At 35.4% G+C, this 23657-nt stretch carries 26 protein-coding genes; 6 read left to right on the plus strand and 20 right to left on the minus strand.

Annotated elements, in window-relative coordinates; all coding sequences use genetic code 11:
• Positions 1-7 precede the first annotated feature (7 nt).
• From EYB29_RS08505 to EYB29_RS08515, 3 genes are all read right to left on the minus strand, one after another.
• On the minus strand, positions 8-1114 hold the full coding sequence (locus tag EYB29_RS08505) for an iron-containing alcohol dehydrogenase (RefSeq protein WP_026867156.1): 1107 nt from the start codon (positions 1112-1114) through the stop codon (positions 8-10).
• 17 nt (positions 1115-1131) lie between these two features.
• Positions 1132-1446, minus strand: coding sequence for a TIGR04104 family putative zinc finger protein (locus EYB29_RS08510; RefSeq protein ID WP_084145796.1), 315 nt, complete (start codon positions 1444-1446; stop codon positions 1132-1134).
• 64 nt (positions 1447-1510) lie between these two features.
• Positions 1511-1816, minus strand: coding sequence for a thiamine-binding protein (locus tag EYB29_RS08515; RefSeq protein WP_026867157.1), 306 nt, complete (start codon positions 1814-1816; stop codon positions 1511-1513).
• An 80-nt stretch (positions 1817-1896) separates the two neighbouring features.
• On the opposite strand from EYB29_RS08515, the gene EYB29_RS08520 reads away from it, so the two are divergent.
• The gene (locus EYB29_RS08520; protein WP_026867158.1) at positions 1897-2076 is read left to right on the plus strand and encodes a hypothetical protein; all 180 of its coding nucleotides are present in this window, start codon (positions 1897-1899) and stop codon (positions 2074-2076) included.
• Here EYB29_RS08520 and EYB29_RS08525 read toward each other — a convergent pair.
• From EYB29_RS08525 to EYB29_RS08550, 6 genes are all read right to left on the minus strand, one after another.
• The gene (locus EYB29_RS08525) at positions 2073-3191 is read right to left on the minus strand and encodes a CapA family protein (RefSeq protein ID WP_026867159.1); all 1119 of its coding nucleotides are present in this window, start codon (positions 3189-3191) and stop codon (positions 2073-2075) included. The genes EYB29_RS08520 and EYB29_RS08525 overlap by 4 nt on opposite strands.
• A 1-nt stretch (position 3192) precedes the next feature.
• Entirely contained in the window at positions 3193-4047 is an 855-nt protein-coding gene (locus EYB29_RS08530; RefSeq protein WP_026867160.1) for a M23 family metallopeptidase, read from the minus strand.
• 3 nt (positions 4048-4050) lie between these two features.
• Positions 4051-4983 carry an ABC transporter substrate-binding protein gene (locus EYB29_RS08535; RefSeq protein WP_026867161.1) on the minus strand — a complete coding sequence of 311 codons (933 nt, stop codon included), beginning with the start codon at positions 4981-4983 and terminating at the stop codon, positions 4051-4053.
• Between the two features lie 135 nt (positions 4984-5118).
• A complete protein-coding gene (locus EYB29_RS08540) occupies positions 5119-5496 on the minus strand; it encodes a PH domain-containing protein (RefSeq protein WP_051220546.1) in 378 nt (125 codons plus the stop codon).
• A 32-nt stretch (positions 5497-5528) separates the two neighbouring features.
• Positions 5529-6077 carry a VanZ family protein gene (locus tag EYB29_RS08545; RefSeq protein WP_026867162.1) on the minus strand — a complete coding sequence of 183 codons (549 nt, stop codon included), beginning with the start codon at positions 6075-6077 and terminating at the stop codon, positions 5529-5531.
• Positions 6078-6091: 14 nt separating this feature from the next.
• Positions 6092-7789 (minus strand): ABC transporter ATP-binding protein, encoded by a 1698-nt coding sequence (locus tag EYB29_RS08550; RefSeq protein WP_035856786.1) that lies wholly within the window; start codon positions 7787-7789, stop codon positions 6092-6094.
• A gap of 142 nt (positions 7790-7931) precedes the next feature.
• Here EYB29_RS08550 and EYB29_RS08555 point away from each other — a divergent pair, with 142 nt between their 5' ends.
• From EYB29_RS08555 to EYB29_RS08565, 3 genes are all read left to right on the plus strand, one after another.
• Positions 7932-8831 (plus strand): ABC transporter ATP-binding protein, encoded by a 900-nt coding sequence (locus EYB29_RS08555; protein WP_166627066.1) that lies wholly within the window; start codon positions 7932-7934, stop codon positions 8829-8831.
• Entirely contained in the window at positions 8824-10020 is a 1197-nt protein-coding gene (locus tag EYB29_RS08560; RefSeq protein ID WP_026867164.1) for an ABC transporter permease, read from the plus strand. Before EYB29_RS08555 ends, EYB29_RS08560 begins: the two co-directional genes overlap by 8 nt.
• Positions 10021-10184: 164 nt before the next feature.
• The gene (locus tag EYB29_RS08565; protein ID WP_026867165.1) at positions 10185-10553 is read left to right on the plus strand and encodes a DUF6176 family protein; all 369 of its coding nucleotides are present in this window, start codon (positions 10185-10187) and stop codon (positions 10551-10553) included.
• Between the two features lie 183 nt (positions 10554-10736).
• Here EYB29_RS08565 and EYB29_RS08570 read toward each other — a convergent pair whose 3' ends face one another.
• The 4 genes from EYB29_RS08570 to EYB29_RS08585 form a co-directional block, all read right to left on the minus strand.
• Entirely contained in the window at positions 10737-10922 is a 186-nt protein-coding gene (locus EYB29_RS08570; RefSeq protein WP_026866811.1) for a hypothetical protein, read from the minus strand.
• A 50-nt stretch (positions 10923-10972) separates the two neighbouring features.
• Complete coding sequence (nagB, locus tag EYB29_RS08575) at positions 10973-11692, minus strand: glucosamine-6-phosphate deaminase (RefSeq protein WP_026866810.1); 720 nt, start codon at positions 11690-11692, stop codon at positions 10973-10975.
• Between the two features lie 9 nt (positions 11693-11701).
• Positions 11702-12307 (minus strand): pyroglutamyl-peptidase I, encoded by a 606-nt coding sequence (locus EYB29_RS08580; RefSeq protein WP_026866809.1) that lies wholly within the window; start codon positions 12305-12307, stop codon positions 11702-11704.
• 93 nt (positions 12308-12400) lie between these two features.
• Entirely contained in the window at positions 12401-13600 is a 1200-nt protein-coding gene (locus EYB29_RS08585) for a DUF418 domain-containing protein (RefSeq protein WP_026866808.1), read from the minus strand.
• Between the two features lie 136 nt (positions 13601-13736).
• Here EYB29_RS08585 and EYB29_RS08590 point away from each other — a divergent pair, with 136 nt between their 5' ends.
• On the plus strand, positions 13737-14408 hold the full coding sequence (locus EYB29_RS08590; RefSeq protein WP_026866807.1) for a response regulator transcription factor: 672 nt from the start codon (positions 13737-13739) through the stop codon (positions 14406-14408).
• Complete coding sequence (locus EYB29_RS08595) at positions 14401-15870, plus strand: sensor histidine kinase (protein WP_026866806.1); 1470 nt, start codon at positions 14401-14403, stop codon at positions 15868-15870. Before EYB29_RS08590 ends, EYB29_RS08595 begins: the two co-directional genes overlap by 8 nt.
• A 407-nt stretch (positions 15871-16277) precedes the next feature.
• Here the strand turns inward: EYB29_RS08595 and EYB29_RS08600 are convergent, their stop codons facing one another.
• The 7 genes from EYB29_RS08600 to purM form a co-directional block, all read right to left on the minus strand.
• Positions 16278-16769, minus strand: a complete 492-nt coding sequence (locus EYB29_RS08600) for an FAD-dependent oxidoreductase (RefSeq protein ID WP_026866805.1) — start codon at positions 16767-16769, stop codon at positions 16278-16280.
• Positions 16770-17016: 247 nt separating this feature from the next.
• Positions 17017-17517: a GNAT family N-acetyltransferase gene (locus EYB29_RS08605; RefSeq protein ID WP_026866804.1), complete on the minus strand. Its 501-nt coding sequence runs from the start codon at positions 17515-17517 to the stop codon at positions 17017-17019.
• Between the two features lie 130 nt (positions 17518-17647).
• Positions 17648-19225 carry a glutathione ABC transporter substrate-binding protein gene (locus EYB29_RS08610; RefSeq protein WP_166627067.1) on the minus strand — a complete coding sequence of 526 codons (1578 nt, stop codon included), beginning with the start codon at positions 19223-19225 and terminating at the stop codon, positions 17648-17650.
• 110 nt (positions 19226-19335) lie between these two features.
• Positions 19336-20586 carry a phosphoribosylamine--glycine ligase gene (purD, locus tag EYB29_RS08615; protein WP_026866802.1) on the minus strand — a complete coding sequence of 417 codons (1251 nt, stop codon included), beginning with the start codon at positions 20584-20586 and terminating at the stop codon, positions 19336-19338.
• A gap of 11 nt (positions 20587-20597) precedes the next feature.
• Complete coding sequence (purH, locus tag EYB29_RS08620; RefSeq protein ID WP_026866801.1) at positions 20598-22073, minus strand: bifunctional phosphoribosylaminoimidazolecarboxamide formyltransferase/IMP cyclohydrolase; 1476 nt, start codon at positions 22071-22073, stop codon at positions 20598-20600.
• A 2-nt stretch (positions 22074-22075) separates the two neighbouring features.
• Positions 22076-22645 (minus strand): phosphoribosylglycinamide formyltransferase, encoded by a 570-nt coding sequence (gene purN / locus EYB29_RS08625; protein ID WP_026866800.1) that lies wholly within the window; start codon positions 22643-22645, stop codon positions 22076-22078.
• On the minus strand, positions 22638-23657 hold the full coding sequence (purM, locus tag EYB29_RS08630; RefSeq protein WP_026866799.1) for a phosphoribosylformylglycinamidine cyclo-ligase: 1020 nt from the start codon (positions 23655-23657) through the stop codon (positions 22638-22640). Before purM ends, purN begins: the two co-directional genes overlap by 8 nt.

Genomic DNA, 23657 nt, shown 5'->3' on the forward strand with positions numbered 1-23657 from the left:
AAATAACCTACTTTCTCTCCAACATTTCAATCATTTCGTCCTCAGTTAGCTCTGCAAGATTATTTCTGAAATTTCCTGCGGCCATCGCTTGACGTGCAATTTCTGGGATATGCTCGCGTTCAATAGCTAAATCTTCAAATGTCATACGAAGTCCTAATGTTTCTTTTAGGTCATTAATTGCGTCTGACATCTCACGTGTGTTTTTAAAACCGAGTTCAGCACTAATATTATCCATTCGATTATCTATTTCCGCATTATATAAGATCCATTGATCAAGCGTAAAGGCACAAGCTTCTGCATGAGGTATGTCAAATTCAGAAGTTAGGTAGTAGCTCGTCGCATGTGATCCACTCGTCATAGTCTGACTAAAACCAATACCCGCCATAGTACTTGCCAAGGCCATGTTTTTTCTAGCAGTCACATTATCTGGCTCATTAAATGCTGTTTCTAGATTTCCAAAGGCAAGCTTTAAAGCTTTTAAATGAATTGCATCAGAAATTGGATTGTGATTCTTAGATCCAATAGAATCTAGTGCATGACAAATAACATCAATACCTGAAATCGCTGTGACTGATGGTGGACACGTATATGTGAGTTCCGGGTCAACAAAAGCATGTTTTGGATATAAATCTGGGCTATTTAACGATACTTTTAAGCCGCGTTCCTTATCACTGATGACACTAAACGGTGTAACTTCAGATGCAGAACCACTCGTCGTCGGTAATGCAATCACATCAAGCGCCCCGTTGACTCGCTTATCATCGATAATTGTCCGAGCGTCTACATCACGAACAACTGCTGCCGCTGCCGCTTTCGCAGCATCCATCGTCGAGCCACCACCTACAGCAATGATAGCATCAGCCTTAAAGCTATGACATGCTTCAATGATACTGTCTACATTATCTACTGTAGGATTGGGTTCAATATTTGAAACAGTATCTTTAATTTTGCCCGATAATAATGACTTTAATAAGTCGCTAACCCCATTCTTCACTTGTGAGTTTGAAGCAACGAGAATAATAGATTCGTAACCGGCATCCTGTAACACTTCTTCAATCGTAGTAATCACACCAGCACCAAAGTGAATATCCGTTGTATTGTGAAAAGAAAACATATAATCCCCCTTAAGTTTTATTTCTTTTTTATATTGTATTCATAATGCTTAAAACGTATCGTTAAAGGTTGGAATAAAAATACATATAATAAAAACAAGATAAAACTAATGAGCAGCGACGGCCACATCGGCCATTGCATAATTGGTATTAATATAAATATAAACAAGGCAACAAGAAATATCGCGATGTAATCATAGATTATCGATAAAGTCGATGGTTCTATGTATTCTCTACACTTCGGGCACCTGATACGTGTCCGAGGTTTTAATGCATAACCTAATAGTTTTTCTTTGTAAGTCCACTCATGCTTACAGTGCGGACATTCTCCCATACAATCACCTTTTTTATAGTATTACTCACGATTATATCAAAAAAGAAGAGCACATTCGCTCTTCTTATTCATCATCTTCAAATTCATAGTAATCTTTTAGAATGTCTTTAATCTGATTTTCTTCTTTAGACTGAACAAGCTTAATATTTGTTGTCACATGTTCGCAACCTTCTTCTGCAAGGTAGAGGTTAATCTTTTTAGCGAGATTAAATAGCTCATCCAAATTCCCCTCAACTGTTGTCTCACTTGGGCCAACAAAGTGAGTAAAACCACTGTTTTCTATTAACTCAATCGCCCCTTTAGTATGCGAGTAAAGTTTTTTGTCACCAGGGTGATAAGGCAACACTTGAATGCTCATAATATAATTCATATTTCTCTCTCCTCAATTCATTTCTACCACTATTATGATACTATTATTGTTAGAAAACAAACATTTAAAGGTGGTTTCAAATGTTTAAAGTTAGCAAGGGTTTAAATATTATTCTCATTTTAATTGCGCTAGGCATGATTTATTATTTCTGTCAGGATTTTCTACCATCCTCACTTAACATACCATTAATATTAACTTTAATCTTATTAGGTATCGTCTCGATCATGTCGATTATTAGAAAAGAAGAGCCTGAAGACTAGTCGAGGTAAGGTACAACCTCGACTTTGTCACTATAACTTGTCATGTGCTCACTCACGTCACTATAGACATCAGTCATATCCATTGCATCGAGTGGCTGGAGGTAAAAGTCTTCATATTCATTACTATCAACGTAGGTCGGCATGAATCTAACATCGCCGACATCAATATTCTCCCCTTCTTGTTTCACAGTGACTTCTAAAATACCACCGAGCCGAGTATTTAATGTTTGTTGTGCACTTAAGAAATTAGACATAGAGTATGCAATTACCGCTTCACTTCCGTCTTCTCTTTCATAGTGTTCAATCGGTTGTAAGGTGTGCGGATGAGAACCGACAATAATATCTGCACCGGCCTCTGCCATAGAGTGATACTCAGGTATGTGCTCATCTCTAGGAAACTCATCATATTCAATACCCTGATGGTAGCTGACAATTAATACGTCCACTTTATTTCTTAACTGCTCAATATCTTCTACAATACTTGGCATATCAATTAAATTCACTAAGTACTCTTGTCCTTCTGGTACAGGAATACCATTGGTTCCGTATGTATAAGCTAGGAATCCAACATCAATCCCATTGACATTGAAAATACGATCACGGTCTTTATCTTCCTCACTTACATTTGCACCGACGTAATCAATATCTCTCTCTTTTAAGTTTTCAGTCGTTGCAGCTATACCTTCCGCGCTACGGTCTAGTGTGTGGTTATTAGCTAAGTTAACAATGTCTGCATTAAAGTAACTTAGTAAATCTGCGACTTCTTCTGGTGCATTAAAGGTAGGGTAACCACTAAGACCTAATTCCTCTCCACCTATAGGTGTTTCTTGATTTAAGAAGACCAGATCTTGTTGTTGTAAATAAGGTGCAACTGACTCTACGCGAGATACAAAGTCGTATCCATCCTCTGTTTGAACGTCTTCATAAAGATAGTCATGCACTAAGATGTCACCCGTTGCCGCAAAGGTAAACGAAGAATCTAAGTACTGACTCAAATTTTGTAAGAAAGCATCCTGATCGATTGTTTCAAAGTTTTTAGTATTCCCTTGAAGTGGCTCTGTTTCACTATTAGAAAAGAAACTGAAAAACATTAGTACTGACAACAATATCTTCATTTCATTCTCCCCTTAATGTTTGTCCCTGCTCAGGTTCAAGACCATGTTCAAATTTAATTTTTAATGACTGTGAAGTGTCTGGGTTCGGCCCATCCATCACATGAAAGTGTAGGTGAGGAGTATCACTCGCCCCGCTGTTACCACAGGCTGCCAATACTTGCCCACGATTTACGTAGGTCCCCTCACTGACTAGGATAGAATCTGCTTTTAGATGCGCAAGCATACTGTACTCATTCACGCCATGTTGAATAATGACGGCATTACCTTCTGGATCATCCATATTCATCGACATCGGTGGATTATCTCTCACCCCATCATATACTTTAAAGATAGTACCTGATGCTGGTGAGACAATTGGACGTCCATAACTGTGATAATTTTCTAAAACTGAAGTATTTCCTCTGACCGCTTGACCATTTTCTTTAACGATAAAATCAAAGGCATAGCGCTGATTTTCATAGGAATAATGATAGTTTAAAAAGTTATCTTCTCCACCAAATAAGACGAACCAATCATCTTTAAACGGTAGGCGATACTTCACTTTTGAAGACGTTTTATACTCATGATATTGTTCCAAGTAACCAAACTTTAGACCAATGATAAGCGACTGTTTAACCGCGACCGTCAACATTTTTTTCGTCTTGTCATCTACAAAAGCATAACGTCTCACACCAGGTTCTAATTCATTTTCTCTGTACAAGGAAAAGTGAACCGTACCCTGATAAAAATGGCGTGCTTCATTTAGAAATTCTTCTTTTGGCATCAATGCTTGCCATTCAGGCATAGTGGAAAGATAGATGTCTTCGAATTTTTGTGCGTTAAAAAGCTCTCCAATCAAAGCCCCTTCTATTTTCACTCGTTACTCACCCGCTTCGTTTATTTTATCGACAATATACTCCGTTTGTTTTTGTATAGAAATCAAATCATTAGTAATGGTATCTTCTGAATTGAGTAAGATTACATGATCCTTATCAATATCCATTGCCTGTGCAAATTCACTTTTAATATCCTCATTTTCATAGTCAGGTGTATTAACAAAGACATAATCTGCTTCAAACTCACTAAGGTCACTTGGTGTTTTCACATCAAATAAATTGTCTTCTAAATGACTTTGTAGTGCACCGTCCATCTGGAAACCGAGCACATCATATACCGCTTCAGTGCCATAGCTCATATATTCATTATAGAGCAAATAACCATCTTCATTAGCGACAGCAACGACAGCATTCTTATCATCAACTTGCGTATTAAGTTCTCTTTTTAAGACTGTTGTCTGTCCTTCCCACTCGTCACCAATCTTGTTTGCTTCTTCTTCTTTATTTAAAATTACACCTAAATAATAGAGTTGTGTTAAATAGACGCGTGGACTAAACGGACTCAGTATCCCCCCTGAATAAGACATTCTAATCGTTGGTGCGACCTCACTATACTGATCAAAATATTCATCAGGTGAATAGGTCACAATTAAATCAGGGTCAACTGCTTTTAATCCCTCAATATCACCAGGCTCTAAAAATGTCAGTGACTGTCCAACCTCATTAGTCAGTGTTTCATTCCCCTCTAGTGCTCTGTTCACTGCAGTTGGCTCATATCCTAAAAGGGCTGCATTTCCTGGATCAATGGTACGAAACAGGACAATATTTTCTGGCTTACCCGGGATATCAATTTCTGATGTATCTTCTGTTGTAATTCTTCTTAACTCCCCATCATCTGTCACATCAATTTCACGAAAACTAGAACATGCCGTGAGCATGAGTACCAGTGTAAGGAGGAATATCATTTTAAATTTCATAGCTTCCCCTTTATTATTTATACCGTCATTATACACAAATATAATACGTATTCGGTACCATTAGAAAAAATTACCTCATTTCAAATATAAAAAAGACCCCGGAGCTTACCGGAGCCTTCAATATTCTATATACTTTTATGCTAGTGCTTCATTTTCTACTGTAACTTTACCTTTGTACTTGTAGACAAATTCTAAGAACTTATCAAGCTTACCCTCGGAAATGCTTTTTACGCTGACGATTAATTGGTCATCTGTCCACAGATGTACAATGTGACCTACAAGAAGCAAATCTTCTATGGTAATTCTTGTAATTTTCTCATAGTCAAAATCTTCAATACAAACAACACCATGATCTTCAAGATTCAAAAACAATCTTTGTGTCGTTGCAACGAGTGAACCATGGTAAGTACTTTTCTCCCCATTAAAGTACTCTACTGATCCTACAAGTGCAGGTCCTACAACTTCTTTAGGTTGTAAAGTAACACCTTCGATGTTTTTTAATTTGTTGTACATAGACAACATCCCCTTTTTTAACTGTTATTTTTTTATTTACCACCAAACATCAAGTAATAAACATCTTTTATCTTTAAAAATAGGACCCCAAGTAATACGCCTATGATACCTCCAATTGAGTTTAAAATAATATCATCGATACTTGTAATTCTTCCTATCGGTAATAAATACTGCGTTGTTTCAATAAAGACTGACAAACATAAGCAAAGAATTGTGGTTAACAACTCTCTTCGAATTATAAAATATAAAAAGAAAGATGTTGGTATGAATAGAACAATATTCATTAACACACTATTGATTAATGCTTCTGTTGTTGCATAATACCAAAGGTCTTCAATACTCTCAAAAGGTGTGAGCTGAACGATGTCGCTTCCATTTGAAGTCCGCATCAGCGTTACGAGAAAAATACCCACTATGCTCATCGTCAAACCAATGATTGAAAAATATCTGATCTTTTTTGCGATTGTATCGAGCTGATAGCCACTCCTAATATTAATCAATAAGGTCACCACAACGATGATCATAAAAATAAAGATAAATATCGGTATGATTGGACTAAATGCTTCTATTAAAATTCCCATTTATAAAACTGCCTCTAATCTTCTCCAAATTGCTGGTTTGTAAATTCTTTATATTTTTCATGACTGGATATTAGGGATTCGTGTGTTCCTTCTCCAGTAAGTAATCCATTATCGATAAAGTATATCTTATCTGAGTTTACAATTGTTGATAAACGGTGCGCAATTACAAGGACTGTTCTACCGGCCATAAGTTCGTTTAAAGCTTCACCAACATATTTCTCTGACTCTGAATCTAAACTGGCAGTCGCTTCATCTAGCATTAATATTTTAGGGTTTCTTAAAAACGCTCGAGCAATACCGATACGCTGACGTTGTCCACCTGACAATTTAACACCACGTTCACCTACTTCGGTGTCGAGTCCGTTTTCTAGATTGACTACAAATTCTTTAGTGTATGACTGTTCAACAGCTTTTTCAATATCTGCTTCTGTATAAAAAGATGGATCTAAACCATAAGTAATATTATCGCGTATTGTACCTGAAATAATGGCGCTTTCCTGCGCGACATAACCAATGCCACTACGATATGAACTTAGACTTAGATTATTGATATTAATACCATCAACAAGTATTTGTCCACTCCAGACTTCATAATACTTCTCTATTAAAGCAAAAATTGTAGATTTACCACTACCACTTGGACCAACAAAAGCAACCTTTTGATTGTTTTGTGCCGTAAATGAAATATTTTCTAAAACAGGTGTTTCATCATATCCAAATGTGACTTGCTCAAATCTTAAGTTGTTATAGTCAAGATTCGGTTTCTCTACTCCTGATTTTTCATCATCCAGTTCCATTATATTGATAATTCTACCTGTTGCGCCAAGGGCTTTATTATATTCTGTAAAGAACATCGCAAACATCGTCATCGGCATAATAATTTGGAAGAGGTACAGTAGAAATGCGACAAGTGTACCAATTGTCATCGTTCCATCAGCAACACGTATGCCTCCATAACCAATGACTAAAATGATGACTAACATCATTACTGTATACATTATAGGTGATAAAAGCGCGTTGATAACAGCTTCTTTCATTCCATATTTATAAAGTTTACCAATACCTTTTCGGCCTTTTACCTTTTCGTAGTTTTCAGCATTAAAGGACTTCATTAAGCGGATTTCTCCCAAAGTTTCTTGGATAGAACCTGTAAATGTCGCCGTTTCATCCTGTAATTTCCTCGATACTTTTTGCATTCTATTTCCTAAAGGTAGAATCACTGCGATAGAAATTGGTAAGGCTATGAACATAATTAGCGTAAGTTTCCAATCCAAGAAGAAGAGAATAACAACCGACCCAATTATACTCATCACACCTGAAATTAATTGAGGGAAATGACTCGTAATTAAGCCTTGAATAATACTTGTATCATTTACCACTCTACTAACAGACTCACCGCTCTTCGTCTTATCAAAATATGTTACTGGTAATTTAAGAAACTTATCCCATACGAGTTCTCTTAACCGTTTGACGACTGACTGTCCAATTTTTGCGAGCATATAATAAGCAACACCATCAACGACTGCGCTTAAGAGAAAGACAGCAATAATCAGTACGATGAGAGGTGTACTAATTACTGAAGGATCAAAGCCATCTATGAACATCTGTGTTAAAAGTGGCACGATTAATGATCCTGCGGTACTAATTAAAGTAAGGAACACACCAAAAAAAAATATACTTTTCTTTACATTCGTGCGTTTTATTAAATCCATAAACTTTTTAAATGATGCTCTTTCTTCTACTGTTTCCAAGACGACACCTCACTTTATAAATTTAACCTTTTATATTATAACAACTTTTCTTTAACAAGTGGTGTGGTAAAATGTAAACATCAAAATAAAGGGGGAACATACCATGGCTTTGGAGTTAAGTAACATCCAGAAAACCTTCGGTGACCACAAAGCAGTAGATTCTATCAACATCAATGTGCCAAGTGGTAGCATGTATGGCTTTCTTGGCGGTAATGGTGCGGGAAAGACAACGACCTTTAGAATGATTTTGCAGTTGCTCACACCATCAGAAGGCACCATTTTATATGACGGAGATAAAATCGGCTATCACATGACGAACAAGATTGGCTATCTACCGGAAGAACGCGGCTTACATCCAAAACTAACGGTTAAAGAACAAGTCATCTACCTAGCAGAGCTTAAAGGCATGTCCAAAAAAGAAGCCAATGAGGCTTTAGATTATTGGTTAGACCGATTTAAAGTAACGGAGAACAAGGTTAAGAAAATCGAGAAACTCTCCAAAGGAAATCAACAAAAAATACAACTTATCGCTTCAATAATCCATAATCCAGAACTCATCATTCTAGATGAACCTTTCAGTGGGCTTGACCCGATTAATGTTGAACTTCTTAAAAATGCAGTTAAGGATTTAAATAGAAATGGTTCAACGATTATTTTTAGTTCTCACCGTATGGAACACGTCGAAGAACTGTGTGAGGAGCTATGTATATTAGACCGTGGTAAACAAGTAGTCAGCGGTAATATTGATCAAATTAAAAAAGACTTTGGACAAAAAGAAATTATTATTGAAGGCGATCATGATGTGTCCTTCTTAAAAGATTTTCCTGGTGTACTTGATATCAAACAAGTACGTAAGAAGACTACCTTAAAAATTGAAGAGGAAAAGTATGCTGAAGAAATCTATAACAAAGTGACTGAACTCGGTTTCTTTAAACGTTTCCAAGTTAACGAACCTTCACTAACCGATATCTTCATTTCGAAAGTAGGTCGAGACTATGAATAAATTTATGACGACTTTCAACCTAACATTTTTCTCAAAATTAAAAGCAAAATCATTTATTATCACAACCTTGATTATTATCGCAGGAATGTTTTTAGCATTTAACCTGGATAAAATTATCAGTCTATTTGATTCAGATGAGTCCTCTACGCTTCAGATTGAAGCAGATCAGTCCTTTATAGAAGTGTTTGAACCGATTATTCAAACCTATGACGAAGAGATAGAGATTGTAGAAGAAGATGGCGATACGGTTCTAGAGGTTACAAGTACAGATCCACTAGAAGCAGAAATTAGAAGTGATGAAGCCCTATCTTCTACAGAAGAACAAAACATTCAACTTGCTTTAAATGATACCAACCGCGCCTACGTACTGCAGACTTTAGATTTAAGTGAAGAAGAGCTAGCGTTAATGTACAAAGAAGTGCCTGTTAACTTCTTAGTCCAAGCTGAAGATTCAGGAGAATTTGAAGCAGCAAGTGAAGATGATACCAATATATTAAATATGGTTATATTCTACTTCTCAGTCATTTTGATGTTTATCATCATACTGAACTATGCATCACAGATTGCTATGGAGATTGCAAATGAGAAATCTTCAAGAGTGATTGAAATGATTGTTTCAAGTATACGACCCGTTCAACACTTGATGGCAAAAATTTTAGCAATGATGGCAGTGAGTATCATTCAAGTTGCGGCCATAACGATCGGTGGGCTTATTGCTTTTTACACATCAGATCACACAGCCTTACTTGAAAGATTTGGTTTAGAGCCAAACGACCAAACACCACTATTAATCGTTTATTGCGTCATCTTTGTTGTCCTTGGTTTAATACTTTACCTTTCGATTGCAGCTATGCTCGGTTCATTCATCAACCGTATGGAAGATATACAACAAGGCTTAATGCCAGTCACCTTTATTACGATGATTGGTTACTTTATTGCATTGGCAGGTATCAGTTTTGCAGATCATTTCTTAATCACAGTAGCGAGCTACATCCCGTTCTTCACACCATTCGTTATGCCACTCAGATTACTCACTAATGATACAGGTCACCTTGAGATGATTATAGGCGTTGTAATTCTCATCGCTCTGATTATCGTAACACTTATGGTTGCTGCTTATGTTTATAAAAGAAGTGTATTGTCGACTGAAAGTGGTATTATGAAAAACATTAGAAGGCTTAGAAAATAAGCAATTTGAGACTACTTTTAATGAATAATATACAGTAAAAATTTATTTCTATAACTTTCTCAAAATTCTTAAGATACTTTCTTAAAAAGATTCTTTGATAAGGTCATTGACATTGCCCAAAAAAGGTGTAATATGATGTTGACTAAAACAAAGGAGTCCTGAATATGCAAGTAGAATTAACAAGATTTAGGGTGAAAAAAGGTAAGGAAGAATTAGTCGATCAATGGATGGAATTCCTCAATGAGCATATGAATGATGCGCTCCTCACACTCGATGATGAAAAGATGTTTGTCGAGACGATTATGCGTGACCATATGGGCGAATTCGATTATCTTTACTGGTATTCTATTCAGGCAGATGATGGAGACTCCAGTACAGAATCTGAGAAATGTATTGATCAAAAACACTTAGAATACTTCGAGAAATGTATCGATAAGACTTATCGTCCTAAAAACCTAAAAACTGAAGTTGTTATGATACCGAAAAGAATTAAGAACCAAATAGAAGCTGCTGCAGAAGAGCAGTTCTCGTAAAGTAAGTATCCACCCGTATAACGGGTGGCTTTTTTTCAGCCCTATAAGGGCTCATTCCGCATAGCGTGTGGTTTATTTGTTTCGCACGTCTACGTGCTCAACCGACTGAAGTCACTAATTAAAAGGCATGCTTCCTGAAACAAAACATCAGGAAGCATGCCTTTTTATGTACCATCTCGATGGTTAATCTGGTTCGTTTTTATCTTTGTTTTTCTTGATCTCTCTATACGCCATATAAATATAATAAGCTGCAAACAGCACTGCTAATACTTGTAAGGCCCAGTTTACTTCTACCATAGTATTTGCGATAACTAAAAATATGAAAAGCATCGCTAATGTGTATATGATTTTTTGTTTGTTTTCATTCATAAAAATACTCCTAACACGATGTATTAGGAGTATTATCTCATATGTTAGCCTTATTCACCAATTGCTGCACTGTCTGCAATTATCGTTACATCAGGATGATTATTTAGAATAGAAGCCGGATTTTCTTCTGAAACTTCACCACTAAGTAGTGCTGATAAGGCTTCTTTCTTATTCTCACCATTGATTAAAATAAGAATTTTTCTCGCTTTCATAATTGACGCTAAGCCCATAGAAAATGCAGCCTTAGGTACATCATCAATATCATCAAAGAACCTCGAATTATCTTCAATCGTTTCTGGTGTTAATTCAACTTTATGTGTTAATGAATCAAATGAAGTGCCTGGTTCATTAAAAGCAATGTGACCATTACGTCCGATACCGAGTAGTTGAATGTCGATACCTTTCTCGTCAATCTTTCTCTCGTAACTTTCAACTTCTGCTGTTTCACTTTCTGCCATACCATTTAATAGATTAATATTTTCTTCCTTAATAGAAACATGATCAAAAAAGTTTTTATGCATATAATATGAATAACTTTGATCATGTGAGGCGTCTAGTCCAACATACTCATCTAAATTAAATGTTGTGATCTGATCTTGATCGACATCACTATCATTAAGTTTTTTAACAAGTGCTTGATACGTACCTTCTGGTGTTGAACCGGTTGCTAAACCGATAACTGGTGCTGACTTAGATTGGATTACATCCATCAAAATACCCGCAGCCTTATCGCTCATTTCTTCATATGAATTTACTTTTAAAACGTCCATAATGCCCTCCTAAGTATCTTGAAGATTTTCTATTAAGATATGAATTGCTTTTGTGATATCTTCTTGAGACCAACTTGCAGACCCAACTGCAATTCCAATTTCATGACTCGGTGGAACATGTACAAAACCTGCTGGAATGTCTAAGCCTTTCTGATTTAAATAATAAAGACTACTATACATTAAATTATTACAGAGATATGTCCCTGCTGAATTAGAAATTGTTGTTGGAATATTTGCATCTAAAAGTGCTTGTTCTAATCGCTTTAAAGGCAATTTAGAGAATAGCCCATCCGCACCATCTTTATAGATTCTTTCTCCGCTTGGTTTAAAACCTGAATTATCCTCACGACCATCTCTCGTATTGATTGCAATACGTTCAAGGTGGATGCTTTTAATACCATTAGCCAGTCCAAGTGAAACAATAGCATCAGGTTCTACATCTTCAATGTCTTTTTCGATTAAACTATTAATCTCACCAAAAACAACAGGATAAATTCTACCGACAATCTTATAACCACCAATTGTTTTACCTTCAAGGCTTTCAACAACAGACTGTGTTGGATTGGTTTTAAACTTTAAAAATGGTTCGTATCCTGTGAGAAGCAAAGTCTTCATAACATCATCCTTACCTAACTAGATTAAAGTCGTAATTAATTAAATTTTAGCATAAAAGCATTTAAACTGTCAGATTTTATTATAAAAACAGATCTATTTTGAAGTCTTATTCTGCCATTTCCTACTACGGATACGTAGGTAAGTGACCATTCTAAGTAGATATTCTAAAGGACCATATCTAAAGTGTTTCATATACCAAGTCGCAAGGATCAACTGAAGTACGTAGAAGAGTGTAAACAAGATAACCGTAAAGATTACAGTATTAGTACCAAACATGCCAATCCCATAGCCGTACATCACGAATGTGCCAAAGATACTTTGTAAGATATACATAGTTAGCGACAGTTTACCGATATTTTTCATACCGGTCATAATGATGTTATTCTCATATCTCTGGTATAAAAGTTTCATTAAGCTCATTAAACCAAACGCTAAAAATAGGCCAAAAACTAGGTTTAAGTTACTTGCTAATGTCTCATCATTTAGCCAGTAAATACTTGATTTCATTATGATACTTACTGGAATAAGCCAAATATATAGTGCACTATTCCAAAATTTTGCGCCATCCTTTTGGAACCAATCAGAACGGGACAGGTTGATACCAAACATAAAGCCAAGTGCTGGCATAAAAAGTCCTAAAATCATGAATAACCCTTTTGAATCCTTGAATTCACTCATCATTTCATTGTAAAAAGGATCTTCCATATTCTCTCTAGCATCGACAATTTCACCGTAAGTTCCAGTCTGATAGACCGTTAGTAATTCAGTCATATATTCATTTGTCTCCGCTTCACTAACCGTTGATGCTTCATCAATTTCACTAGATAGAAAACCACTCCCAAGCATTAACAATAGAATGACGATGATGATGCCGGATATAATTTTATAAAACCAAGAAGGTAAACCTATAAAAATAATGGATACTAACATGGCGAGTCCATATGCTAAAAGAATGTCCCCTTCCCAAATATATGTAGCATGAAGAAAACCAATTACTAAAATGCCAATTGCTCGACATAGAAGTTTAAACCTTTTCCATTTCATTTCCTTATTCTTCATGGATTCAAATAATTTATCCATGGAAAAACCAAACAGTATGGCAAAAATAGGCATGAAACTACCTTCAAATATCACCTTTACAGCCTTAAATAGAAACTCATTAATCGTGTTCAATTCATAAAATTCCATGTGGTCTTTTCCACTTAAACCAAATTGAAAAATAAGTAGATTAGCCATTAAGATTCCATACAAACTGAATCCTCTTATAACATCTGCACTTTCGATTCTTTTCACTTTATAATTCACCTCAAAACCATTGTATCCTTCAGACTTTAAGAGAAATTTAAACTTACCTTAAATGTGTCTTAATTTATTCTATAAAGGTGGTCAAGTAGAGCTTTTATTTTTACAATATAATTGAGGTGTCACTATGACTAATAAAATTTTAATCGTTGAAGACGATAATGATATTTTACAATTGATAACTTTAAGTTTATCGTCTCAAAATATAAATAATGTATACACTGCTAGCCACTTAGAAGAGGCAAAAGACTTAATCTTAAGACACAATTTTCAAGTCTTACTATTAGATTTAAATTTAAAATCAGAAAGTGGCTACCAGTTAATGAAATTCATCAATTTAAATATGACAAAAGTCATTATTGTCACTGCTAAAGATTCTGAAATTGATGTCTATAAAGGCTTTCAACAAGGTGCGATAGATTATGTCAAAAAACCATTTGACCCTATCGAACTTGCCTATAGAGTAAAAGTGCACTTAGAGCCAGTACATCATATGAAATATAAAGACCTAACAGTGGACACGTCGACAGCAGAGGTATTCAAGGCAGACATAAAAATTCATCTAACAACAAGAGAATACGATCTCTTAACCTGTTTTATGACAAACAATAATCAAATACTTACGAAAGAGCAACTCTACCTAAATGTTTGGGGTTATGACAAAGGTGTGGATGATAATACATTGATGGTGCACATTAGAACCTTGCGTAAAAAAATTGAAGATAGTCCAGAACAACCTGAATTAATTCAAACCGTTAGAGGGAAAGGATATATCTTCCGTGGTGATGTTAATGAATAGGCGTTTTGCTTTAATATTTTTAAAGTACATCATTACTTTTCTGATCTTGAGTTTACTTGTTGTGATCATAAGTCTTTTTCTTTTTGGTATAAACGTGAACTCATTGTTCTCTAATAACTCACCGGCTAAGATTGATAACTATGAATTAATTACTGAAATCAATGATGACGATGAAGATGGTTATATACTGTCTGATAATCTTAAATCATCTCTTAAAGAAGAAGGCTATACAGCTTTCATTATCGATGATGAAGCAAATACGATATATCCGAAGAGTAACCGTAATTTAAAATCGCTGATCATCGATAATATTACAACAACAATTGCCATCCCCTATAAAGAAAATGCACACTTTCTAATGATCAATGAGAATGATGACACAAATATCGATATCTCAAATGAAGATGAGGTCGATACTCTAATGCTGATTGATAGTCTGTATACGAAAAACTATAACGATTATAACTATCATATCATTGGTGATGAGCTACAGTTTTTTGAATCAGCAACGACTATGGACTATGCCTATGTTGATGAATTTACAGATACGGATATTACTGTCTTCAAATTAATAGGTATCCTGTTAATCGTTGTGCCTATTTTTATAATTCTCTTGGCAATTATCTTATCCATCATTATGACTCGAAGACTAAGTAAACCTTTGTTCTTCTATGTCGATTGGCTGACCCAACTATCTAATGGATTGTTATATAAACCGAGTGCTTCATATAACAGGAAAAAATCTAAGAAAATCTACAAGGAGCTTGATGAAGCTGTTGATTCTCTAAATGCTCAACTATTAGAAGATCGATTGTACCAAAATCAAATTGATTACTATAGAACGAAGTGGCTAAACCAAATTTCTCATGACTTAAAATCACCCTTAACTTCCATCTATGGCTATTCTAAAGTAATGCCTTATTTTCCAGATGACCAAAAGGAATATATCACTTTAATTTCTGATAAAGCCTTATATATGGAACAGCTGATTGATAGTTTAAATAGCACTTTTAAAGTCGAAACAAGTCAGATGGAACTAGACAAGGAATCCTTTTCACTAGCCCGTGCGCTTAAGGAAATCATTAAAACTGTCGGCTACAAAGATATCAATATAGATAACAATTTAGACGATGATGAATTCTATGGAAATAAGTTGTATGTAGAGCGTATGTTTATCAACCTGATTGAGAACAGCCTGGATCATAATGAAAAAAATCCGATCATTAACATTATTCTAGAAGATAATGAAGAAGGTATCGTCATCACTTATGAAGATAATGGTCAAGGTATAGACCAAAAAGATCTCAGTAAACTGATACAGAGTAAACAAACGACTAAGGAAGATAAAGACCAGCACGGTCTTGGCTTTTCAATTATTATGGATGCTGTAAATTTCCATAATGGCAGCTTTACAGCAGATCCAACTGAACATGGTGTAAAATTCATCATTAATTTCCGCTAAAAGTTTATACACGATAACACACAGTTAAATAGTCACTTTAATTGGCACAAAAATAACTTTTATATTATATACGAGAAACGGCATGTACATACTAAAAATATCTGTGCATGCCGTTTCAAATTTTATTTAGGTAAGAATCAGTCTACTTTTAGTATGGTCATCGTTCCAATATTATTTTCCTAAAAAGTAATAACATTTTAAGGTTTAGGCTGATTTTCTATTAGTTTCAATATTGATTTAAGACCTCTTTCAATTGTCATAAATCTCAATACCTCATCTCTGACAAAAGCAAAAATACTACTCTCATTAAACATCAACTTCGCAAGATTCCTAGAAGCAGATTGAGCTTTTTCAACCCGCGGTCGTTATATTTTTTCATAATTATTTAAGATGTTTTTAAATTATTATTAGATCAAAATCAAATAAATCTTCATATCCTTCAAAAGAAACAGATACTTTATTATTTTTTGATGTAAATCGCTCACTTTCGTATCGTACGTTAACATGCAACCATCATCAGTAAGTACCTCTATCAAGCGTCCACGAGAAATACCTCTGTAGGTACCGTATTTACTCATTAATTCATGTATGGAATTTTTGCGTAAAAGACTGCCTTGATGACTGTAAAAATTAAAGTTATTAATAGAAACACTTTTATTTAAATATGTTTCAGTTACTTTGAGTTCTGAAATTGCATTATCTACCATGGGCATCAAAGCTAACATATAACCAGAACTTTTATTACTTTTATTTCGTTCTATTAATACTGGGTTATTTCCTTGCTTTCTAAGCATTTGTGCCGCAGTTAATCCCGCTATACCTGCACCGACGATTAAGATTTTAAGTTCATCTTTTTTTGCTAACTGATATTGTTGATGGACAGATACATCATGTATCAAAAACTCTCCTCTTTTTATTTAAAATACTGTTACCTGACATATACAAATCTGTACCTACCTATCACTTAATTTCCTTTTTGTTAACATATGTAAACTTGAAAGTGCCACTTAAGTAGACGCTCTTGTACACTTGCCTGAATAATGCCTCAATTGAGAATTAAAAAAGTAAAACATCATATTAAAAAACCACTCACTTCAACCTTCTTTTGTTGAAGTGGGTGGTGTCTATCTATGGAAAAAGTTTTATCTATTCACTTCTCCAGTTTTTCTTTAAAAGTCCCATAATGTGAGAATTTTGGTATTCCCCTTTAGTATAAAAATGTTCTTGTAAGGTGCCTTCAATTTCAAAATTTTGATTTTTATATATGTGGATGGCTTTTTCATTTTCAACATCGACATATAAATATATTTTATGCAAATTTAAAATGTTAAATGCATAGTCTATTGCTTGTTTCATTGCCCTTTTGGCATATCCATTTCCAGCAAATTGTTCATCCACTATAATCTGAATTTCACAATTCCTATGAATAAAGTTTATTTCTACTAATTCTACAATGCCTACCTTCTCATTCTCATCTTCTATGATAAATCTCCTCTCGGATTCATCTAAGATATGCTTCTGGTAAAGCGATTTTAATTCGCCTAATGATTCATATGGTTCTTCAAACCAATATGCCATAGTAGAGTATCTGTTATTCAATGTATGAATAAAGTTTAAGTCAGTTTCTTCTAGTGCTCTTATTTTCATTTTTATTCTCCTTATATAGTCTTAATACTTATTCGTTCTTTGTTAATTAAAGTATAAAATTTGCTTAGTTACTTGTAAATACATGCAAAAAGCTTCTACTCAAAATGTAATTTTTGAGTAGAAGCTTTTTTTAATGCAAGTCTTTTAAATAAGGGAAACTACTTGGGTATTGATAATAGCCATCTAAATCAGAGTTAATTCCTGTTAACAATTTAGTATGGAAGATCGGAATTAATGGTTCTTCATCGATAATAATTTGTTGAGCGTCTTCATACATTTGTAGACGTGTTTCTTCATCTAGCTCAACACGGGCATTATCAAGCAGTTCATCAACTTCTGAGTTAGAGTAACGTGTTCTATTTCCTGCAGCTCCGATATTATCAGAGTGGAACATAGGATATAGACCATAGTCTGCATCTAAGGTTACTGTTCCCCAGCCACCCATGAACATTTCATGGTCACCGTTGGCAGTATATTCCTGATATGCTCCCGCTTCCATCAAGGAAATTTCTAGGTCTATATTTAATTCTTTTAGTACTTCTTGAATATACGTTGCAACATCTTGATGCGTTCTTGAGTTTAGTACAACTTCTGCTGAAAAACCATCTGGATAATCACTTTCTGCAAGATATTCTTTCGCCTGGTCAAGATCATATTCAATTGGGTCTAAGTTTTCACTATAGCCAAAAACAGTTGGGTTTAACGGTGTTTCTGCCACCTCGTGAATACCGACAAGAATATTTTCAATGATTGAGTTTTTATCAATAGCTGAAGCAATCGCAAGTCTCACATTTTCATCATTAAATGGTTCTTTTTCAGTATTAAATCCTAAGTAAGTCATATTCGCACTTGGACGTTGTTGCACTTCACTACCTTCATTAGAATCCACTTGTTCAACATCATTCGGGTCCATCGGATAGATGATGTCTGCTGTACCTGAAGTTAATTCAGCGATTCTTGACTGATCTTCTGGAACTGCTCTAAAAGTGATAGATTCAGGCTTAGCTAAATCTCCCCAATATTCTTCGTTACGAACTAAAGTAATTTCTTCGCCTTCTTTAATATCTTCAAATTTAAAGAAACCTGTGCCTACTGGTGTACGGTTTACTTCTGTTAAAGGATTACCGCCCTCTTCCATTTGAGCATAATCCGCATCAATAACTTCTTTACTAATCATGTGTCCACCTGGATGTGCTAAGTGAGCAGGTAAGGCAGCAAATGGTTGTTTCGTGTGAATTTGAACAGTGTAGTCATCTACAACTTCAACTTCATCAATTTCTGTAAACAAGAAAGATAATGGTGATGCAACTTCCTCATCACGTACACGGTCTAAGTTCGCTTTAACGACTTCTGCATTAAAATCACTACTATCATGGAATTTGATCCCTTCTCTGAGCTTAAATTCCCAAGTTGTATCTGAAATTTGCTCATAACTTTCAGCAAGTCCTGGTTCTAATTCCAAGTCTTGATTCAGTTTTACTAAAGTTTCATAAATGTTTGTCATAACATATAATGAATAGCCATCATTAGCAGCATGTGGGTCTAGAGAGTTTGGTAGCGACATGATACTGAAATCAATCGCTTCTCCAGTAGTCTCTTCACCTTCTCCCTCACCTTCTGTTAATTCCTCGTCAACCTCGCTATCAGATGTACAAGCAGCAAGTACGAGAACAAATAGAGCAATAATTGGTAATATGTACTTTTTCATTCTGACGCCTCCTAATATTAATCCCTATTATTATACTATGATTTTAAAATTTTTGCTATATCAATTTAACGATAAAAACCTTTCACATCTTTTTTGATGTGAAAGGTTTTTTATAATCCCCTAGTCCCAATATCCGTTCTATAGAATAGATCATCACCATGAAAGTCTACTTTTTTGAGATTATCGTAAGCTAAGTTTTTAGCTACTTCTAAATTCTCACCTCTAGCAGTGACCAACAAGACACGTCCACCGTTAGTTTCAAAAATATCATCATCGACTTGTTTTAGACCACTATTAAACACCTGATCATTAAGTTCAGTTGGTATCTTCACCTTTAATCCTTTAGTAGATGATTCAGGATAGCCTTTAGACGCTAAGATAACTCCAAGCATATAATCCTTAGAGAAGTTTAACTGATATTTCTCTTTCGCTTTAACCGCTTCTAGCACTTCAATTAAGTCTGAATCTAATAATGATAAAAGAATTTGAGCCTCTGGATCACCAAAACGTGCATTAAATTCAATGACCTTAATACCATCTTTAGTAATGATAGCGCCAAGGTACATAACACCAAAATACTTCAAACCTTCTTTAACCATCGCATCTGCCATAGGCTGAACAATAGTCTCTACCGCTTCTTCAATCACTGAATCACCCAAGTGATGGACTGGCGCATAGGCACCCATACCGCCTGTGTTAGGACCTTGATCATTATCATAGGCACGTTTATGATCTTGAGCAATAATATCAAAAGGTATAATATAATCTTCGTTGACTAGCACCATCAAACTAAATTCTTCACCTTCTAAAAATTCTTCAATTACGAGTCCTTCTTCTGAAGATTCATCAGAAATGTAGTCAAGCGCTTGAAGTGCCTCATCCATAGTCATAGCAACAAAGACACCTTTACCCGCAGCAAGGCCATCTTTTTTAAGTACTATAGGTGCTCCTTTATGTTCAATGTATGCCCTAGCTTCATCTTTATTATAGAAAACTTGGTAGTCTGCGGTTGGAATATCATATTTCTGCATAATCTTCTTAGCAAATTCCTTAGATGATTCAAGTTGAGCTTCTAATTTTCTTGGTCCAAAAACCTTAACTCCAGCTTCTTCTAAAACATCACTAAGACCAATATTAAGCGGAGCCTCTGGCCCGATAATTGCCCAAGTAATTTCAAGTGCTCTACATTTTTCTGAGATTTTTTCTGTATCAACGTCTGAGATTTCAGGGTAAATTTCAGCATACTGTTTCATACTATCATTCCCTGGGACGGCATGAATTTCATCAACATATTTTGACTCACTTAGCTTTTTTACAAGCGCATGTTCTCTACCGCCACTACCTACTACTAAGACCTTCATAAGACATCTCCTTAATGTTTGAAATGACGCATGCCTGTAAACACCATTGCCATACCATGCTCGTTGCAGAAATCTATGGACTCCTGGTCACGCTTAGAGCCACCTGGTTGTATAATTGCCTTAATCCCATGTTCATAGGCAAGTTCTACTGTATCTGGCATTGGCAAGAAGCCATCACTTGCGAGTACAACTTCTTCATCAGAATCAATTGAACGTTCTGCAGCAATCTTTAAGGCACCTACTCTATTCATCTGGCCTGCACCAATACCGGTTGTTTGTTTAGAATTCGCTAAGACAATTGCATTGGATTTCACATGTTTTGATACTTCCCAAGCAAGTGCCAGAGCTTTTAATTCAGCATTACTCGGTTGTTTTTCAGTCACAAACTCCAACTGACTCATGTCAAGTTTGCCTCGGTCTTTTGATTGCACTAAATATCCACCTGATACACTCACCATTTCTTCGCTTTGAACCTCATCTGTAAAATCCATTTTTAACAATCGAATATTCTTTTTGACTGTTAGTATTTCCATGGCTTCATGAGTATAGTTAGGTGCAATAATCACTTCTAAAAAGACCTTACTTAATTTTTCAGCAGTCTCTTGATCTACAGTTTTGTTCAAGGCAACTATGCCACCAAAGATAGACTGACTATCCGCATCAAAGGCATTTTGAAAGGCCTCCGCTAGATTTTTTCCAGTACCCACCCCACAAGGGTTCATATGCTTGACAGCAACTGCAGCAGGGTCATCAAATTTTCTTACCAAGCTAAGTGCACTATCAGCATCTCTTAAATTGTTATAGCTCAGAGCCTTACCATGTAAAATTTCAGCATTTAACAGTGTATTCTTATCATCACTTGTTTTAACTGAACGTGCAGTTTGATGTGGATTTTCACCATATCTTAAGATGTCTTCATTTTGAGAAAAATGGTTCACAATCGCTTGATCATAGTCATTGGTATGACGAAACACCTTAATCATAAGCGACTTTCTATAAGCTTCATCTAAATTATTATTTTGGATACGTTCAATGACTTCGTCATAATCAAACGGATCAACAACCGTCGTCACATGCTTAAAGTTTTTCGCTGCTGCTCTAAGCATAGTCGGTCCACCAATATCGATATTTTCAATTGCTTCGTCTTCAGTCACGTTAGCTTTCCTAACAGTTTCTTTAAACGGATATAAATTAACAACTACAAGGTCAATTGTCTCGATGTTATTTTCTTTTAGTTCTTCTAGATGCTTCGGATTATCTCGATCTGCCAAGATTCCACCATGAACTGCAGGATGTAAAGTTTTGACACGTCCATCCATGATTTCACTAAAATTAGTTAAGTCACTCACTGATTTAACTTCAATATTAGCATCCAATAAAGTCTGGTAAGTACCACCCGTGGAGTATAATTCATAGCCTTCTTTAACAAGTGATTTGGCAAAATCCTCTATACCTGTTTTATTTGAAACACTAAGTAAGGCTTTCATTCTTAAACGTCTCCTTTAAATAACTTTTTTAAAGTACTCGGATACAAGTCGTATTCAAGCAGATGTATTTTTTCTTCAAATATATCTAAACTGTCATTATCATCTATAATTATTGGCTCTTGAGCAATAATCTCACCAGTATCGACGCCACTATCTACATAATGAATCGTCACACCACTTACTTTCACTCCATAATTATAGGCATCATGAATTGCATTAGCACCCTTGAAAGCCGGCAGTAATGATGGATGAATATTGATTATTTTTCTATCATATTGTTCAACAAATGCTTCCGATAAAATTCTCATGAAACCGGCTAAAATTAAATAATCTGGTTCTTCAACAGTTATGGTTCCTTTTATTTTGTCCTCAAATTCTTCTTTTGATTGGTAGTCTTTTCTATTAATCACATGATATGGAACGTTTAGAAGTTTCGCTCTTTCAATCGCATAAGCATTAGCTTGATCAACAATTAGGCTTGAGACTTCCATGCCAATATCTTTTGATTTCAGGACAAGATTCTCAAAATTTGAACCGCCACCAGAGGCAAATATTACGACGCTTTTAGTCATTGATGACAAGTCCTTCTTGAGACGTAATTTCACCAATCATAGTCGCTTCATAATTTACTTCTTTTAATAAGCTAAGTGTCTCATCAACATCATCTTTATCCACAATCATAATAAAGCCAATGCCCATATTAAATACATTATATGCTTCCTTCTTATCTAAACCAGATATTTCAATTAACCAAGAGATAATTTTTGGTGTTTGAATATCTTTTGTATTAATATCAACACCTAGATGGTCTGGGATTGCTCTTGGGATATTTTCATAGAAGCCGCCACCAGTGATATGGCTCATTGCTTTAATGTTAATTTTATCCTTAACTTTTTTGACTGCTTTCGTGTAAATTCTTGTTGGCTCAATTAATAGGTCCAGCAGCTTATCTCCATCAAGTTCATCATTAACATCAATATTATGATCTACTAAAATCTTTCTGACTAAACTGTAGCCATTCGAATGAATACCGCTTGAAGTTAAACCAATAACCTTATCGCCACTTTTAACAGTCGAACCATCAATATACTGCTCTTTTTCAACAGCACCAACGGCAAAGCCAGCTAAATCATACTCTCCTTTTGCATACATTTCACCCATTTCAGCGGTTTCCCCACCAATCAAGGCGCAATCTGATTGTTTACAGCCTTCTGAAATCCCCTTTACAACTTCAGCAACATGTTCCGGAACCACCTTATTGACGGCAATATAGTCTAGAAAGTAAAGTGGTTCTGCACCAGTCGTAATAATATCGTTGACACACATGGCCACGGCATCTATTCCTATCGTGTCATGACGATTATGATCGATCGCAAGCTTTAATTTCGTGCCTACTCCATCTGTACCTGAAACCAAGACAGGCTGTTGTAAATTCAACGTCGACAAATCAAAGACAGCACCAAAGCCACCGATTCCACCAATGACTTCGGGTCTTAGTGTCTTTCTAACATGTCTTTTCATTTGTTCAACCGCTTCATAACCAGCTTCAATATCTACACCAGCATTTTTATATTGTTTCGACAT

Origin of the sequence: Jeotgalicoccus sp. S0W5, from assembly GCF_011634875.1 — a bacterium.
In the GTDB taxonomy this organism is placed as follows: domain Bacteria; phylum Bacillota; class Bacilli; order Staphylococcales; family Salinicoccaceae; genus Jeotgalicoccus; species Jeotgalicoccus marinus.

What these genes read in the sequence shown, in the direction of transcription:
- EYB29_RS08505 (WP_026867156.1), bottom strand. Translation starts at nt 1,114, where the DNA reads ATGTTTTCTTTTCACAATACAACGGATATTCACTTTGGTGCTGGTGTG.
- EYB29_RS08510 (WP_084145796.1), bottom strand. Translation starts at nt 1,446, where the DNA reads ATGGGAGAATGTCCGCACTGTAAGCATGAGTGGACTTACAAAGAAAAA.
- EYB29_RS08515 (WP_026867157.1), bottom strand. Translation starts at nt 1,816, where the DNA reads ATGAATTATATTATGAGCATTCAAGTGTTGCCTTATCACCCTGGTGAC.
- EYB29_RS08520 (WP_026867158.1), top strand. Translation starts at nt 1,897, where the DNA reads ATGTTTAAAGTTAGCAAGGGTTTAAATATTATTCTCATTTTAATTGCG.
- EYB29_RS08525 (WP_026867159.1), bottom strand. Translation starts at nt 3,191, where the DNA reads ATGAAGATATTGTTGTCAGTACTAATGTTTTTCAGTTTCTTTTCTAAT.
- EYB29_RS08535 (WP_026867161.1), bottom strand. Translation starts at nt 4,983, where the DNA reads ATGAAATTTAAAATGATATTCCTCCTTACACTGGTACTCATGCTCACG.
- EYB29_RS08540 (WP_051220546.1), bottom strand. Translation starts at nt 5,496, where the DNA reads ATGTACAACAAATTAAAAAACATCGAAGGTGTTACTTTACAACCTAAA.
- EYB29_RS08545 (WP_026867162.1), bottom strand. Translation starts at nt 6,077, where the DNA reads ATGGGAATTTTAATAGAAGCATTTAGTCCAATCATACCGATATTTATC.
- EYB29_RS08550 (WP_035856786.1), bottom strand. Translation starts at nt 7,789, where the DNA reads ATGGATTTAATAAAACGCACGAATGTAAAGAAAAGTATATTTTTTTTT.
- EYB29_RS08555 (WP_166627066.1), top strand. Translation starts at nt 7,932, where the DNA reads ATGGCTTTGGAGTTAAGTAACATCCAGAAAACCTTCGGTGACCACAAA.
- EYB29_RS08560 (WP_026867164.1), top strand. Translation starts at nt 8,824, where the DNA reads ATGAATAAATTTATGACGACTTTCAACCTAACATTTTTCTCAAAATTA.
- EYB29_RS08565 (WP_026867165.1), top strand. Translation starts at nt 10,185, where the DNA reads ATGCAAGTAGAATTAACAAGATTTAGGGTGAAAAAAGGTAAGGAAGAA.
- EYB29_RS08570 (WP_026866811.1), bottom strand. Translation starts at nt 10,922, where the DNA reads ATGAATGAAAACAAACAAAAAATCATATACACATTAGCGATGCTTTTC.
- nagB (WP_026866810.1), bottom strand. Translation starts at nt 11,692, where the DNA reads ATGGACGTTTTAAAAGTAAATTCATATGAAGAAATGAGCGATAAGGCT.
- EYB29_RS08580 (WP_026866809.1), bottom strand. Translation starts at nt 12,307, where the DNA reads ATGAAGACTTTGCTTCTCACAGGATACGAACCATTTTTAAAGTTTAAA.
- EYB29_RS08590 (WP_026866807.1), top strand. Translation starts at nt 13,737, where the DNA reads ATGACTAATAAAATTTTAATCGTTGAAGACGATAATGATATTTTACAA.
- EYB29_RS08595 (WP_026866806.1), top strand. Translation starts at nt 14,401, where the DNA reads ATGAATAGGCGTTTTGCTTTAATATTTTTAAAGTACATCATTACTTTT.
- EYB29_RS08605 (WP_026866804.1), bottom strand. Translation starts at nt 17,517, where the DNA reads ATGAAAATAAGAGCACTAGAAGAAACTGACTTAAACTTTATTCATACA.
- EYB29_RS08610 (WP_166627067.1), bottom strand. Translation starts at nt 19,225, where the DNA reads ATGAAAAAGTACATATTACCAATTATTGCTCTATTTGTTCTCGTACTT.
- purD (WP_026866802.1), bottom strand. Translation starts at nt 20,586, where the DNA reads ATGAAGGTCTTAGTAGTAGGTAGTGGCGGTAGAGAACATGCGCTTGTA.
- purH (WP_026866801.1), bottom strand. Translation starts at nt 22,073, where the DNA reads ATGAAAGCCTTACTTAGTGTTTCAAATAAAACAGGTATAGAGGATTTT.
- purN (WP_026866800.1), bottom strand. Translation starts at nt 22,645, where the DNA reads ATGACTAAAAGCGTCGTAATATTTGCCTCTGGTGGCGGTTCAAATTTT.
- purM (WP_026866799.1), bottom strand. Translation starts at nt 23,657, where the DNA reads ATGTCGAAACAATATAAAAATGCTGGTGTAGATATTGAAGCTGGTTAT.